We start from the raw sequence: 14622 nt of genomic DNA, 5'->3' as shown, positions 1-14622 counted from the left end.
TTGGGCTTTTTCATTATTCTTCCCGCGGAAAGCGAAGCGCCTGAAACGAAAATCAACAGCCTTGTTTAACAGAGCTAAAATAAAACCGCAAGAAACCCCTGCACGGTTTGGCAGGGGTTTTAGTATTTTACTTATGGAATACAGGCTTATAGAAGGAACGATTGTCCAGTGCGAATACTCTTTCAGAGAACTCGCCTGGTTTCACCCTTGAAAGCGCCCGGTCGAGCATGTTCATTTTCGCATCAAGATTATCGATATAATGCAGGATTTCTGCCTCTTTGATCATCGGAGGTTTTGGACTGCCCCACTCTGCTTTGCCGTGATGACTGAGGACCATATGTTGAAGGATCATTACTTCTTCACCTGAAATCCCCAATTCATCCGCTGCCTTGCCAATTTCGTTGACCATGATCGATATATGTCCGAGCAGATTGCCTTCTACTGTGTATGTTGTTGAAATAGGTCCGGAAAGCTCTATGACTTTTCCGAGGTCATGAAGGATGACTCCGGCGTACAAAAGGTCTTTATCAAGACTTGGGTAGAGTGTTGAGATAGACTTTGCAAGGTCCAGCATCGAGGTCACATGGTAGGCAAGACCTGATACGAATTCATGATGATTCTTAGTCGCTGCAGGATACTCCATGAATGCGTTCATGTTCTTTTTCAATAAATGTCTGGTGATTCTCTGGATATTTGGATTTTTCATTTCGAAAATATATTGCGTAAGCTTGCTGCTCATTTCGTCTTGGCTGACAGGAGCCGTTTCAAGGAAATCGGAAAGTTTTACAGAGTCAGCTTCGGAAGCGGGACGAATTTGCCTGATCTTCAGCTGATTGCGCCCCCGATAGTTCTGGATGTCCCCCTGTACCTTTACAATGCTCTCCGCAGCATACATCGTTTCATCTTCCGGAGAAACATCCCATAGCTTCGCTTCGATGTCCCCGCTCTGGTCCTGGAGGATAAGTGTCAAAAATGGTTTTCCATTGCTGGCAATCCCTTTGGACGAGTGTTTGACCAGTAAAAACAACTCAACCTGATCCCCTGTTTCGTGATTCAAAATTCCTTTATTCATCGTTAACCGACCTCTCCTCTCTGCAACAGTATAACATACAGAATCTATTGTTCTGATTCTCAAATCCTGCTATTTCAAACTGGATTTTTGCTTGTTTCTCCCATATGCACAATTTCATTATCTGAAAAATAATCCAGCAGATGGCGATGGCAAGTAAAAATCAAAATCTGGTTTTGACCGCTCATTTCCCTCAGCAGCTGAATCACGCGGCCTGTCCTATTATGATCAAAATTGACAAAGCTGTCATCAATGATGATCGGGAAAGGATACCGGTCATGATGGACAGCGGCAAGCGCCAGCCTGATCGATACATATACTTGTTCTGCCGTTGCCTGGCTTAGCTCATTCGCTTCAAATAATACATGGTCCTTTCTTTCTATCAGAAAACCGCTGCCAGAAGGCTGGGGTATGATTTTCCCATAGAAGCCATCTGTCAGTACAGACAGGAACCTTTCTGCCTTGGCAAGCATCCTCGGCATCCGGTCTTCTTTATACCGCCCGATTGTCTTCGAGAGCAAGTCCCTTGCGACAGCATACTTTCCCCATTCCTTTGCATCTTCGGCAAATTCATGCTGCAGCTGCCGATATTTATGGAGCAGTTCGCTATAAATGCCTCCATCTTCGATTATCTTCATTTTATGCTTCACATCCGCAATGGAATCAAACTGCTGTGTCAAATCCCGCTTGCACGCTTCCAGCTTCGCGGTATTCTCCTCTATTTGTTCCTCCAGCGAAATGCCTGTCAGGATTCTCTCCCTGTCCTCTTCACTTATGCCAGAAGCAATTAATTGATGATCGATATCCTCCAGCCTTGCTGCCCAGCCCTTCAGCAGTTCAGCATTTTTCGCTTTCAACCTGAATACTTCTTCAAGATCCGTATCAGCCTGAGCCAATAATCCTGCCTTCTCTTCCCTGAGGACCAGTTCTTCCTTTAGAAGTGCAGCGAGCTCTTCGCCAAGCTCATTCAGTTTGGCTTCCAATTCACGCTGTTTTGTCTGCTGCTCCATTGCTTCACGCAAAGCCCGCTTCAAAAAGCCTGCTGCTTCCACCGGGGGAAGATTGCCATTTTGCAGAAAACGCCCGGCAAGCATTTTGAGGCTGTCTTCCATATCCTTCAATGATCCGGTAACTTTCTTCAAGCTTTCTGTGGTTCGCTTTCGATCACGGTAGTATTGTTTTTGCTTTTCCAGTAAATGATAAGCATCCAATAACTTTATGGGCCCATCAATCTGCGCCAGTCCCAATTGCTTCAATAATTGGCCCTTTTTCTGCTTCAAAGAGACGTTATCTGCTTCCCACACTTCAAATTGCTGGACAACCTTCTCAAACCGCTGCTGTTGCTGCCCAATTTTGACTTGCAGCTCACGGTGGAGAAGCCGTGCTTCTTCATCCTTCGTCAACAGGCTCTTAATGGAAAATAGATTGCCTCCCGGCTGGATGTTCAATATTTCTTTCAAGGACCTTTCCCGCTCAATCAGCTTTGACAGGATCACCGCATCCGCAGAATGGCCTGCATCTGTATCATCTGCTGACTTGAGCAGCCCAACCGCCAGAAAAATCAATCCTGCGAGCCCTACACCAGCTAAAAGCCAAGTTCCATTAGCAGCACCCCATATTAAAACAATGAGGAAAATCCCTCCGAGAAGAAGCGATTGCTGACGTGCTTTCTTTTGTAGCTTTTTATTCCTTGTTTTCTCCGTTGCCTCCCTGGCTTTGACCTCTTCAATCTGGTCTGAGACATGCTGCCATTCGGCCTGGATTCTCTCTCTATTTTCAAGCTGGTCCAATTCTTTCATCAGCTGTTTACGTCTATCTTCATCAAGCCATTGTCTTTTTACAGAATCAGCATGTTCTTCCAGTTCAGCGAGTGCGCGTTTTTCCTCTTCAAAGTCTTCTTCCAGCTGCAGTTTCTTATCACTTGATCTTTGCTGTGCCTGTTGCAGTTTTTCTGCTTCATCCTTCGTAAAAATGCTGGTGTTGATTTCCTGGATATTTTCTTCGTCGAAATCTGCATGGAGCTGGTCATTAATCATGCTGATCTCTTCATTTATTTCTTCAAATTTTGATTCTAACAGTCTTTTTTCCTGTTTAAGCTGATCATATAATGGAAGATTCTCGATCCGGGCTTCGATTTCTGTTTCCATGCCAAGCAGTTCTTTGTCCGGCTTGTTTTTATCCAAATCGCCCTGATCATGTTGCTGCTTCTCTTTCAGTGTCAGTATTCTTGCCTGAATTTGCTTAAGCTGCTCGTCCAATCTCTCAAGTCGGGCAAGTCCGTCTTCCGGAAAAAATGATTGATCTAGAGCCTGGATTTTTCTCTGTAATGCAGCTGCTTCAATGACAAGCTTTTCGTTTCGCTTGTATTCACGCAGCTTCACTCCTATTTGCTCAAGCCGGCCGATTTCGCCTTCGAGCCAGGCAATTTCATTCTCCATATCCCCTTTTTCTTCCACCAATTTTGAATACTGATCATTTTGCTGCTCGGCATTTTTGAGCGAAGCCTGGACTTCCTTCAGTTCCTTCATTTTTTCGTTTAACAGAGGCCGTCTCCCGCCTGGTTTGAATCGCTGCTCCATTTCCTTGAGCAGGTAGCTTTCTGTATTGAAGAGTTTATCTGTACCAATCGTTCCCGCAGAAAATAAATATCTTCCGAGATCTTCCCCTTTCAGCGCATGGATATTTTGCAGTCCATGAACGTTAAAAGAAAAGATCGCCTGGAAAATGCTTTTATCCATTCTTTTCAACAGATCCTTCAGCAACTCTTCACCGCCGATTGTTCCATCTTCAAGCGATACAGTTACATCCCCTGCCGCCTTCCCCTTCACCCTTTCAATGACCGCGACTCCTCTGTCAGGAAAAAAGGCTTTAATCTTCCCGCCATATTTAGGGTTGTTTTTCGGCTCATAGCGTATTTCTGAACTCTGCCTGGTCGGGAAACCGAACAGGATACTGTGGATGAATGACATGATCGTCGACTTTCCAGCTTCATTTTCTCCATAAAAAACCTCAAATTGATCCAACGACTTAATCACATAATCCTCAAGCTTGCCGTACCCGTAAATATGCAATTCAATAAGCTTCATCACATTGCCTCCTTTCACTGATTTTCCAGCATCTGACGGAGCAGAAGATGCTCAGCATCCTTGATTAGCTGTTCTGTTTCATTTTCAGACAACACATCCAGATGTCTTCGTGCCTGGCTTTGCTGGAATAATGGAGACAACGGTTCATATAAGTCACCATACTGTTCAATCGTCCTGAATAATTCTTCATAAAACTCACTTTGTTTAATCAAGTTGCCACGGTCTACCACGAGATCTTCTGAAAAACGCAGCCTATGTACCCAGACAAAAGAATCCTCCTCCTTTTCGTTCTCCTGGAGAAGTTCAAGCAATTCACCACTGGCTATTTTATCGATGACATCTGTGAGATTGGAATTCAGGCGTTCTAAGCGGATATCCAGCAAAACTCCCTTTCCTTCTCTTCTTTTTTCATCAATGGCTGCGAGGCATTGGTCATAAAGGATATTGAAACCCGCAGCCTCCTGGGCATCAATGACGAGTTCTTCCCACATCACATCAGCGCTTTCAATGAAAGACACTTCAGAACCAGATTCCGTTAAATGGACAACCGCAGCTCCTTTGTCTCCGAGTTCCTTTCGATTTCGTCCCTGGGAGTTCCCCGGATAGACGATATAGGGCTGCTCAGATAAAACCGCTCTTTTATGAATATGACCAAGAGCCCAGTAATCATAGCCTTTGCCGATAAGATCACCTAATCTGAAGGGTGCGTATTTCCCATGATCACTGGCCCCTTCGAAATGGCCATGAAGCAGCCCAATATGAAAATCAGCTCCATCGGACTTCGGATATTTCTCAATCCACCGCTCCATTACATGACGCTCTGGATAGCTGAAGCCGTATAAATGGACGAGTGTGCCATCATCTTTCGAGAAGACGGCTGTTTCCACCTGATCCTTAAAGAAATGGACATTGTCGGGAAAATCGATGGTAATCGACCTGGATCCAAGATGATCATGGTTCCCGTGTATTACATAGACCTTGATTCCTTTTTCACGAAGCCTTGCCATTTCATTGCGAAAAAAAGCCTGGGCACGAATGCTCCTGTCCTCAGCATCATACAGATCCCCGGCGATCACAACAAAATCCACTTCCTGTTTAATTGCCGCATCCGTAATATTGCTCAATGCTTTAAAAGTGCTCTCCTGAAGCCGGTGAAAAATGGCTTTTGGCAGATGCCTCAATCCGACCATCGGGCTATCCAGATGGAGGTCGGCTGTATGTAAAAACTTCACCTGTTTCATTGGAATATTCCTTTCCCCTCATATTTAATTTTATTTTAACACTCAAAAAATACGAATGCACGTTCTTATCCCCGATCCTGCAAAAAAACTGCAGTCCTCTCCGGAACTGCAGTTCAACTTCAACCAAGATAGATTGTATCCAGCACTTTTTCTGTCACTTCTCCATTTTCCAGACATACTTGATAGGCCTTTGCCTCCATCCTCGAACTTACGGCTCTGACCAGTTCTTCGCCGATAAAATGCAGAGCGGCGCTATCATCAGCGGCAAATCCGCCCGAAATCTTCCCTGAACTGACAAATTGTTCATAAGCCGGACGCCGCTCTGCTTCCCCATCATAATGCGGGCAGTTGCTTCCTTTTAAAAAGCCAAGACACTTCAGCGGCTCCATGCCGTCGCCATAGGAATCCGTCACACCTTCTTCAAACCAGCAAATCGAGCCGGCACTGACTCCTGCCATGATGATGCCTTGCTCCCAGGCCTTCCGCATAATGCCATCCAATCCCCATTCCTTCCAAAGGGCAAGAAGATTCTTTGTGCTGCCTCCCCCAACATATATAATGTCCTGATCCATCACAAAGGCTTCCAGGTCTCTCGACGGCGGCCTGAATAAGGATAGATGAGAAGGGATGCATTCATGGGATTGAAAAGCAGTATAAAACCTTTCGATATAACCATCCGCATCCCCGCTTGCAGTTGGCACAAAGCAAACCTTAGGCTTCTGTTTTTCTGACTGACCAAGTATATATAAATCCAATAGCGGGTTCTCCGGTTCCATCGAGAATCCCCCGCCCCCCATTGCAATGATTTGTTTCAACTCGAACACTCTCCTTCATTAGAATGGATAACTGGCAATATGAATATCCTTAAATATTCAACCCGGCATATCGGAATTCCTGTATGAAAAAGCCGCAATCCAAAATGAATTGCGGCTTTTGTTCGATTATTCGTTTTTCGTTAACTGAAGTGCCTTTTTAATATCCTTAAAGGAATTTGATTTGCCGTACATGAGCACTCCTCCCCTGTATACCCTCGCGCCGAATACGGCAAGGAAAGCGATTGTCGCAACCAGGATGCCAATTGACAGGGCAATTTCCCAGAAAGGGATATTGAGCATGCCTACCCGAAGGAACATCAGCATCGGGGAGAAGAACGGAATGAACGATGTATATTTTACGAACGGTGCCTCAGGCTGGCCTAAGCCAAACATCGCCATCATGAATCCGGCGACCACAAGCAGTGTCATCGGCGTGATCATCTGCTGCACGTCTTCAATCCTGCTGACGAGGGAACCCAGGAACGCGGCCATTGTCGCATACAGGAAATAGCCTAATATGAAGAAAATCACCGCGTATGCAATCGTGCTGCCTGCTACATTTCCAAAGCCGAAAAACTCGAAGAATCCGCCTTCCATGTTCTCAAGATTCTGTTTGATTGAAAAATATCCGACTAACAGAAGGGCGGCGAGCTGGGTCAAGCTTAACAGCCCAATCCCGAGGATTTTCGCAAACATTTGCTTGATCGGCGATACACTGGATATCATGATTTCCATCACACGTGAAGATTTTTCAGTCGCGACTTCCATGGCGATCATGTTCGCGTACATGATGACGGCAAAATATATGATAAAGAGCAGGACATAGACAAGCCCTCGGGCCTGATTCAATTCCTCTTCTGTTTTGGCGTCTTCTTCCAGAGCCGCTTTTTCGAATTCTACCGGTGCATATAATTTTTCCAATTGTTCCGGTTCAATGTTTATCTGTGTGGAAGCTATAGCTGTTTTCAGCTGCTGCAAGGCTGCCTGCAGGTCTGCAGGAATGGCAGAATCAGCAATGCTCATCGCTTTGTATGAAGCGACCGGCAGCTCGTCGTCATTCAATCTTAATTCAAGAAGCCCCTTATATTTCCCTTCCTCGACTTCTTTTCTCGCTCCGTCTTCATTCCCCTCATATTTTTCCAGGAGAAGTTCATCATTAATGACCTTCATCTGCTCTTTCAACGGGTCATATAGCTTTCCGGTTCCATCAATCACAGCGATTTTGTCAGCGTCGCCGCCCTTGTTGAAAAAATCGATGATATTGGTCATATTGGTCAGTGCCAGCATGATTCCGACGGTCAGGATGGTCGTAACCAAAAAGGATTTGGTTTTAAGCTTGGTCATATATGTGTGCATGAGGATGATAAAAAAATTATTCATATGAAGCACCTACCTTCTCTATGAAAATATCATTCAGGCTCGGCTCTTCAAGAACAAACTTGCGGATAAACCCTTTCCCGACGATATCTTTTAAGATATCCTGGGCTGCCTGCTCGCCAGTGATTTGCAGATGGATCCCCTCTGCTGTCAATTTTGACTTTGTCACTCCAGGATAGTCCTTTAGAAAAGCTGTATCAAAATCCGCATGGATGACGAGGTTCTTTTTACCAAAGGATCTTTTGATCTCCTTTAGCGAGCCGTGGACAACTGGGCTGCCTTTATGCATGATGCAAATATGCTCGCACATTTCCTCCACATGCTCCATGCGGTGACTCGCAAAAACAATGGTCGTCCCTGTATTCTTCAATTCAATTACCGCATCCTTCAACTGTTCAACATTTACTGGATCCAGGCCGCTGAAAGGCTCATCGAGGATTAACAATTTCGGTTTATGTATGACAGCAGCAATGAACTGGATTTTTTGCTGATTTCCCTTCGAAAGCTCCTCTACCTTTTTATCTGCATATTCAGGAACCTTAAAGCGGTTCAGCCAGTAATCAAGTTCCTTCAGGGCAGCCTGTTTCTGCATGCCTCTCAATCTGGCAAGATAAACAATCTGATCTCGGACCTTGAGCTTCGGATAAAGTCCCCTTTCCTCCGGCAGATAGCCAATAATACTGCTAGTTTCATAATTGATCGGCTTTCCGTCCCATGAAATCTGGCCATCTGAAGCATCCAGCAGGCCGAGGATCATCCGGAAGGTCGTCGTTTTCCCGGCACCATTCGCCCCGAGGAATCCGAACATTTCCTTTTCCGGAATATTAAGTGAAAGCTGGTTCACGGCTGTAAAGTTCCCAAATCTCTTTGTAACACGATCGAGCTGTAATACCATACTCGTTCTCCTCCTTCTCCAATTAAATACTACGATGTCGGAATGGAAATAGTTTCATATTCTGATGTTTTTTTGTTTTGCATATTTGAAAAAGTTATGCAAAAATAATAGTAATCATCTGAATTTTATAACAAAGGGGATTTTGTTATGGATACTTACAAACTGACGGCCTTCGAACCTAATGGGGAAAAACTGATTGATGAATCTTTCCAGGCTGGTAACGATGACGAGGCAAAAGAAATCGGCGCAAGAATGCTTGAAGAAAAGAACTTAAGCGACAAGACACACCGCTGCACTTCTCCAAGAGGAAAGTTGATTTTGTTTCATCCATAAGAAAAGCGAAGAGGAAAATTCCTCTTCGCTTTTTTATTTAGGCTCTTTTCTCAAACTTTGTTGCTATTGAATACAAAATTGGACTGAATTAGCTGTTTACCTTCGTAAAGAAGGCGCTTTTTATGAGAAAAAAGAGCATGTAAACTTCATACCGACCTTAGAAATCGGTATAGACTACGTTAAAATCGGCTATAGGATTTTAACAACAATCTTTACGAAAACAGCCTTTATTTACCTTTGAAGTTTGGCTTTCTCTTTTCGAGGAACGCTTTAATGCCTTCCTGATGATCTTCTGTCTGACGCATCTTGAATTGCCCGTATTTTTCAAGTTCTAGAATTTTCAGTAATGAAGGTCGATTTTTTTCGGCAAGGATTTTCTTTGTTTTGATCATTGCCTGTACCGGTTTGTTCAGCCATTCCTGCACTTTCTGGTCGACCGCTGTTTTAAAATCTTCTTCCGGTACTTCATCAACGAGCCCGAGACTGAGTGCATCTCCGGCTGATAGCGTCTTGCCATCCCAAATCATCTGCTTCGCCTTTGTTTCTCCCAGCCGCTCTTCCATGAAGAAATGTCCGCCACCATCTGGAATCAAGCCAATTCCAATAAAGTTCATCGCAATCTTGCTCGACGGCTCAGCAATAATGTAATCCGTCGCAAGGGCAAGGCTGAAGCCCAGGCCAGCCGAAGCACCTGTCACAGCGCTGATCGTTAACTTAGGCATGCTGTAAAGGGTGACAATCATGTCGTGAATATCATCCATCACATGATAGAAATCGCTTTCATTTGCATTAGAAAGCATTGTTTTGATATCGCCGCCAGCAGAAAACGCACGGCCTGCCCCTTTTATCACCACGATATCGATTTCATCCGACTTGCAAATTTCTTTAAGGTTCATCGTGATTCCCCTGATCATTTCCACATCCAGGGCGTTCAGTGATTCGGGCCTGTTCAATTCCAGGACAGCTACACGCCCGTCAATGCCTAATTTAACAGTGTCCGTTGAAAACTCAATCGCCACCTTCATCCCCTCCAATAAGTCCGTATATTTTTATTATATAGGGAGATGTTATATTTAAAAACCTTTTTTTCTCATTATTTAGACTTTTTAAAAGAATGTCCTGGTTCCTGGCTGGAAAATCTTCAGCATTTTCCAGTTCGCGGAATCCATCACCTTTTTCGCGGAATTATGATGGTTTTTCGCAGAATCATTTGTCTTTTTCGCGGAATAAAGGTGGATTTCCGAGGAATTCCTGCGTTGTATAGCTTAATCATCCTTCTTTACGCAAAATCAACCCCTAAATAGGTGTCAACCCATCAAAAAAGCTCCCGAAAAGAATCATTCGGGAGCTTTTCAAATTAAATCATCGCTTTGTTGAACAATGAATCTAGGATTTCAATCTTTTTATCAGCATATTCTTCAAAGCTGTCGTTATATGACTTTGGATCTTTAGGGTTTGAGAACTGGGTGATCACGCCGGTATCCGGATCGATGAATTTGCTTGATGCGCCGCAGCCAAGGCCAATGATTGTCTGCTGTTCTTCCATAATGATGATATTGTACAGGCTTTCCTGTCCCGGGAATGAGTAGCCTACATTCTCCAGATTCCCGAGAATATTCTTTTGTCTGTATAGATAATATGGTACATAGTCATGTTCTGACGTCCAAGATTCAGCCATATTCATCATCTTCTCAATCTCGACACGGTCAGCGACTTTATATTTCTGCTTGTTCCTAGTCATTTCTGATGCTCTTTTAAATGAAAGGGTATGGACTGTCAGCGATTCTGGCATCAGCTTTTTTGTTTCAGCAAGCGTATGAGCGAATTCTGCTGTCCCTTCACCTGGAAGGCCGATGATCAGGTCCATATTGATATTATTCATCCCCATTTCGCGGGCGAGATGGAATTTTTCAATCGTTTCTTCCACAGTGTGATGACGGCCGATCGCCTTCAATGTTTCCTGGATGTATGACTGCGGATTAATGCTGATGCGGTCGATATTCCATTTCTTCAGCACTTCAAGCTTTTCAGGCGTGATCGTATCGGGACGGCCGGCTTCAACGGTCACCTCCCTGATGTTTTCGACATCCGGGAACGATTGGTGGACCTCCTCATAAAGCATATCCATTTCTTCAGCGGTAATCGATGTCGGCGTGCCGCCTCCATAATAAACAGTCGTGATCTTGATGTCATTCTTCTTCAGCCAGTCGCCTATTTGACGAATTTCATAGTGCAGACCGCCCAGGAACGAATCGACTGATCCCTGGCGTCCGTTGATTGCGTAAGCCGGGAACGTGCAATAGGCACATTTGGTCGGGCAAAACGGGATGCCGATATAGATGCTGACTCCATTTTTCAAATCGTACAAATCTGGAAGGACAGCAAGCTGACGGTCGACGATCTGCTGCATGAGCTGGATTTTCTCATCTGAAATCAAATACTGCTCCTTCAGCTCTTTATGGGCAGTTTCCTGCTCTGCTCCTTCACGAAGTTTCTTGTGCAGAAGCTTTGTTGGACGGACGCCGGTAAGGATCCCCCACTTTTGGATGATGCCTGTCCAGTTCTGCAGCAATTTTAAATAAGCTCTTGAAACAACCGTTTTAAGCAGTTTGAATTCTTCTTTTTCGCTTAGGCCTGCTGGAACTTCTTTATCGGCATGAGCTGAAAAAACTTCATCATCCTTTGTTGTCAGGTCTGCTTTTACAAGGATAGTACCTTCAGCTTGAACCTCAAATTCTATTGTCGCATCAGATTCTGTACCTGCTTCGCCCAGGATCACTTCTGATTCCTCGAAAAAAAGATTCGCAATCAGTCCCAGCGGGCGCTGGAACCTTTCATCATCAATACCTTTTATATGAATTCTCATTGTTATATCACCTTTTCAATTAAACATGCTTCAATAAGTGTAATAGAAGTATGATTACCTGGTCAAGACAGTGCAAAAGCTACCAGTTTTATGCTCTGCTCGGACTGAGTATCATTTATTATTCTTTAAAAAATATATATTCCTTAATTCAAAGCTTATTTTCCGAAAAAAACTCATATATTTCTAAAACTCCGTTAGCCTTCCTCTGACATGAAAAAACAACAAAGCATGCCTGACTTTCAATCTCAGGCATGCTTATTATTTTACATTTTTATAATATTCATTTTACGCAGGAACTCGATTGGCTGCTGTTTGCGGAAGTGTTCCTTTACCATGTAGCTGACGCCATGCTGGTTGTTGGAGCGGGTCACCCAGTCCGCAGCCTTCTTTACTTCTGGAGATGCATTCCCCATCGCCACGCCCAGACCGCAAGCTTCGATCATGTCGATATCGTCGCTGCCGTCGCCAATTGCGACCATTTCTTTCAATGGAATGCCAAGGTGCTCACCAAGCTGGATCAGGCCATTCAGCTTTGACACACCTTCTGGCATGATATCGAGTCGATAATCATTCAGCCTGGAAAGTGAGACTTCTGAGAACATCCCGTTTATCGCCTGCTGTGCATCTGCCAAATCTTCTTCGTACTCGAAGTAGACTTCAATCTTCGGCGGAGACACAGGATCATTGACAAGTGTTTCGCTGATAGAATCGGTGAATTGCTGTGAATAAAAAATCGGATCACCTGAAGTGAATACCGTTTTTGCCAGCAGGTTATGATTCAATTTATACTTATTAGCCAGCGAAAACTTTTCATGGACCAGTCGGATCTGGCATGGAAAGCTTTCGAGGAACCTGACAAGCTGGAATGTGACATCCTCTGGGATCCTTTTTTCAAACACTGGGTCACTGCGAAGGTCATGCGAAATATAGGATCCGAGGTGGGTTACCAGCAATGAATTTATTTTCAGCGCTTTCGCCACTTTTTTGGCTGATGGAAAGCTTCTGGAAGTTACTAGAGTAACGTAAACTCCCTTTTGCTGGACGTACTCGATCGCATCCCTTGTGGATTTATGGAGCCTTCCATTTGATTGGAGAATCGTGCCATCCACGTTGAGCGCAAGAAGACGGTAAATCATTTTTATGCCCCCATTTCTTCGGTGTTTTTGTCCTTATTTAACTTGTATGATAGAAACCGAAAAAATAGAACAAGGGGGCAATCTGCAAAAAAAACTCCCGGCCATTGTCTGCCGGGAGTTCGTTCAATCTTATTGCTGCTGGTTCGGGTTTCCGTATAGCTCTTCAAGAGGCTTCATGATGACCTGGTTAAGCTCGGAAATGACCATGCTCATTCTTTGCTCAGCTTCCATAAGCTTCGAAATCAGTTCATGCTGCTGAACCAATGCTACAGTCTTTTGTGCCTGTTCTACTTCTTCCTGGGTAATTTGCTGTCCAGTCATCTGTTTTTCCTGAAGCTGCATCTGGATATTGCGGAAGTTTTCAAACATCGCTTTTGCTGATGGGTCGTTGTTCACAGCATCGTAAAGTCGTTTCAATTCTGTGTATTCCGTACTGTTCCTGATTGCTTTTTCTAATTCGTAGGCTGAATCGTAAAGATTGACTGCCATTCAAATCACTCCTTCTCCGTTAAACGCTCCACTACACTATAACAAACTATGTTACTCAATGCCAAAAGTTCAGGTTATCAGAAAACTTCCTTGGCGATGAAAATCACCAATAACAACAACTATTCATAACATGCATTATGTGTGTTTGCCTATTTTTATGTACTGTTTCCTTAAGCAGCCAAAAGAAAATGAGGGGAAGCTATGACGCCAGCTAAATTGGAAGGCCAATCAACACAGCCCGTCATCGCTTTGCTGACTGAGATAAAAGAAGACAGCGGACCGGACTTCGGCAAGGTCCATTCCTTTTGCGAAGAGCTCCACCAGGGGATTTCGGAAACAGGTGGAAGCTTCTATGTTTTTTCACTGAAAGGCTTTTCTGATGATGGAGTCGAGGGCTTTTTTTACGATCAGGATACCGAGGAATGGAAAAAGGGATCCCTCCCCTTACCGGATGTCATCTACAACCGTGTATCTTCACGCAGAACTGAATTCAGCAAAGGATTTATGGGTTTTTTAAATAAATTGGATACTCTGGGAATAAAGATATTTAATCATCGCTTTCTTTCCAAATGGGAAATCCATGAATTTTTAATGAAAGAGGAGCATTTACAGTCCTTCATACCGGAAACACATCTATACACCGAAAGTATGCTTAAAAAAATGCTGCAGCTGTATGATGTGCTCTACATCAAGCCTGTACATGGAAGCCAGGGGCGCAATATTATTCAGCTTGTCCAATCAGACGGCTCCATCAATGTCTCATTATCCGCCCTGCCGGCAAAGGATTTACCACCTTTCAAACAGATTGGGGAGCTGGCACGCACGATCGCGCCTATAGTCGAAAAAAGGCTTTGCATTATTCAGCAAGGGGTGCAGCTGTCCGAATTGAATGGCCGCATCATGGATTTCAGAGTCCTCTGCCATAAAAATGCCCAGCAGTTCTGGAAGGTAACTTCAATTGTAGCAAGGGTTTCAGCCGAACAGTATTTTGTCTCAAATATTGCTCGCGGAGGTGAGGCCATGAAGCCGGCCCAGACACTGGCGTTGATTTTTGGGAAGGAACAGGCCCGGCATCAACTGGCCCTGATGAAAGAGCTGGCACTGGAAACGGCTGAAACAATCAGCCGGCATGCTGAGGGGCATAATGCAGAGCTTGGAATCGATATTGGAATCGATATTAAAGGAAGCTTGTGGCTGATCGAAGCCAACTCCAAACCCTCCAAGAATTTTGAGGAGCGCGGCTCTAAAATCAGACCTTCGACTAAGGCCATCATTGACCATTGCTATGGACTTTGTGAGCGTTAGTCCAAAAGGA

At 44.3% G+C, this 14622-nt stretch carries 12 protein-coding genes; 2 read left to right on the top strand and 10 right to left on the bottom strand.

The window, feature by feature from the left end; genetic code table 11:
• Positions 1–127 precede the first annotated feature (127 nt).
• The 6 genes from yhaM to J7E38_RS03590 all read right to left on the bottom strand — a co-directional run bounded on the left by yhaM (position 128) and on the right by J7E38_RS03590 (position 8483).
• A complete protein-coding gene (gene yhaM, locus J7E38_RS03615; protein ID WP_214709434.1) occupies positions 128–1072 on the bottom strand; it encodes a 3'-5' exoribonuclease YhaM in 945 nt (314 codons plus the stop codon).
• A 74-nt stretch (positions 1073–1146) separates the two neighbouring features.
• On the bottom strand, positions 1147–4155 hold the full coding sequence (locus J7E38_RS03610; protein ID WP_214709436.1) for an ATP-binding protein: 3009 nt from the start codon (positions 4153–4155) through the stop codon (positions 1147–1149).
• 14 nt (positions 4156–4169) lie between these two features.
• Positions 4170–5396 (bottom strand): metallophosphoesterase family protein, encoded by a 1227-nt coding sequence (locus J7E38_RS03605; RefSeq protein ID WP_214709438.1) that lies wholly within the window; start codon positions 5394–5396, stop codon positions 4170–4172.
• 119 nt (positions 5397–5515) lie between these two features.
• The gene (locus J7E38_RS03600) at positions 5516–6211 is read right to left on the bottom strand and encodes a Type 1 glutamine amidotransferase-like domain-containing protein (RefSeq protein ID WP_214709440.1); all 696 of its coding nucleotides are present in this window, start codon (positions 6209–6211) and stop codon (positions 5516–5518) included.
• A gap of 126 nt (positions 6212–6337) precedes the next feature.
• Positions 6338–7591: an ABC transporter permease gene (locus J7E38_RS03595; RefSeq protein WP_214709442.1), complete on the bottom strand. Its 1254-nt coding sequence runs from the start codon at positions 7589–7591 to the stop codon at positions 6338–6340.
• Complete coding sequence (locus J7E38_RS03590) at positions 7584–8483, bottom strand: ABC transporter ATP-binding protein (protein ID WP_214709444.1); 900 nt, start codon at positions 8481–8483, stop codon at positions 7584–7586. The genes J7E38_RS03595 and J7E38_RS03590 overlap by 8 nt, the downstream gene beginning before the upstream one ends.
• Positions 8484–8630: 147 nt before the next feature.
• Here J7E38_RS03590 and J7E38_RS03585 point away from each other — a divergent pair, with 147 nt between their 5' ends.
• On the top strand, positions 8631–8816 hold the full coding sequence (locus J7E38_RS03585) for a YhzD family protein (protein WP_079507900.1): 186 nt from the start codon (positions 8631–8633) through the stop codon (positions 8814–8816).
• Between the two features lie 227 nt (positions 8817–9043).
• Here J7E38_RS03585 and J7E38_RS03580 read toward each other — a convergent pair whose 3' ends face one another.
• The 4 genes from J7E38_RS03580 to J7E38_RS03565 form a co-directional block, all read right to left on the bottom strand.
• Positions 9044–9841, bottom strand: coding sequence for an enoyl-CoA hydratase (locus tag J7E38_RS03580; RefSeq protein WP_251030196.1), 798 nt, complete (start codon positions 9839–9841; stop codon positions 9044–9046).
• A gap of 332 nt (positions 9842–10173) precedes the next feature.
• A complete protein-coding gene (locus tag J7E38_RS03575; protein WP_214709448.1) occupies positions 10174–11682 on the bottom strand; it encodes a coproporphyrinogen III oxidase in 1509 nt (502 codons plus the stop codon).
• A 263-nt stretch (positions 11683–11945) separates the two neighbouring features.
• Positions 11946–12818 carry a Cof-type HAD-IIB family hydrolase gene (locus tag J7E38_RS03570; protein ID WP_214709450.1) on the bottom strand — a complete coding sequence of 291 codons (873 nt, stop codon included), beginning with the start codon at positions 12816–12818 and terminating at the stop codon, positions 11946–11948.
• Positions 12819–12947: 129 nt separating this feature from the next.
• Positions 12948–13307, bottom strand: coding sequence for a YlbF/YmcA family competence regulator (locus J7E38_RS03565; protein WP_214709452.1), 360 nt, complete (start codon positions 13305–13307; stop codon positions 12948–12950).
• A 201-nt stretch (positions 13308–13508) separates the two neighbouring features.
• Between J7E38_RS03565 and J7E38_RS03560 the strand changes: the two genes are divergently transcribed.
• Positions 13509–14612, top strand: a complete 1104-nt coding sequence (locus J7E38_RS03560) for a YheC/YheD family endospore coat-associated protein (RefSeq protein ID WP_214709454.1) — start codon at positions 13509–13511, stop codon at positions 14610–14612.
• The last annotated feature ends 10 nt before the right edge of the window (positions 14613–14622 follow it).

Origin of the sequence: Bacillus sp. ISL-35 (assembly GCF_018613355.1) — a bacterium.
In the GTDB taxonomy this organism is placed as follows: Bacteria; Bacillota; Bacilli; order Bacillales; family Cytobacillaceae; genus Mesobacillus.
This window is presented reverse-complemented; position numbering and strand designations above follow the sequence as displayed.

What these genes read in the sequence shown, in the direction of transcription:
- J7E38_RS03565 (WP_214709452.1), bottom strand. Translation starts at nt 13,307, where the DNA reads ATGGCAGTCAATCTTTACGATTCAGCCTACGAATTAGAAAAAGCAATC.
- J7E38_RS03605 (WP_214709438.1), bottom strand. Translation starts at nt 5,396, where the DNA reads ATGAAACAGGTGAAGTTTTTACATACAGCCGACCTCCATCTGGATAGC.
- J7E38_RS03575 (WP_214709448.1), bottom strand. Translation starts at nt 11,682, where the DNA reads ATGAGAATTCATATAAAAGGTATTGATGATGAAAGGTTCCAGCGCCCG.
- J7E38_RS03580 (WP_251030196.1), bottom strand. Translation starts at nt 9,841, where the DNA reads ATGAAGGTGGCGATTGAGTTTTCAACGGACACTGTTAAATTAGGCATT.
- J7E38_RS03595 (WP_214709442.1), bottom strand. Translation starts at nt 7,591, where the DNA reads ATGAATAATTTTTTTATCATCCTCATGCACACATATATGACCAAGCTT.
- J7E38_RS03570 (WP_214709450.1), bottom strand. Translation starts at nt 12,818, where the DNA reads ATGATTTACCGTCTTCTTGCGCTCAACGTGGATGGCACGATTCTCCAA.
- yhaM (WP_214709434.1), bottom strand. Translation starts at nt 1,072, where the DNA reads ATGAATAAAGGAATTTTGAATCACGAAACAGGGGATCAGGTTGAGTTG.
- J7E38_RS03560 (WP_214709454.1), top strand. Translation starts at nt 13,509, where the DNA reads ATGACGCCAGCTAAATTGGAAGGCCAATCAACACAGCCCGTCATCGCT.
- J7E38_RS03590 (WP_214709444.1), bottom strand. Translation starts at nt 8,483, where the DNA reads ATGGTATTACAGCTCGATCGTGTTACAAAGAGATTTGGGAACTTTACA.
- J7E38_RS03610 (WP_214709436.1), bottom strand. Translation starts at nt 4,155, where the DNA reads ATGAAGCTTATTGAATTGCATATTTACGGGTACGGCAAGCTTGAGGAT.
- J7E38_RS03585 (WP_079507900.1), top strand. Translation starts at nt 8,631, where the DNA reads ATGGATACTTACAAACTGACGGCCTTCGAACCTAATGGGGAAAAACTG.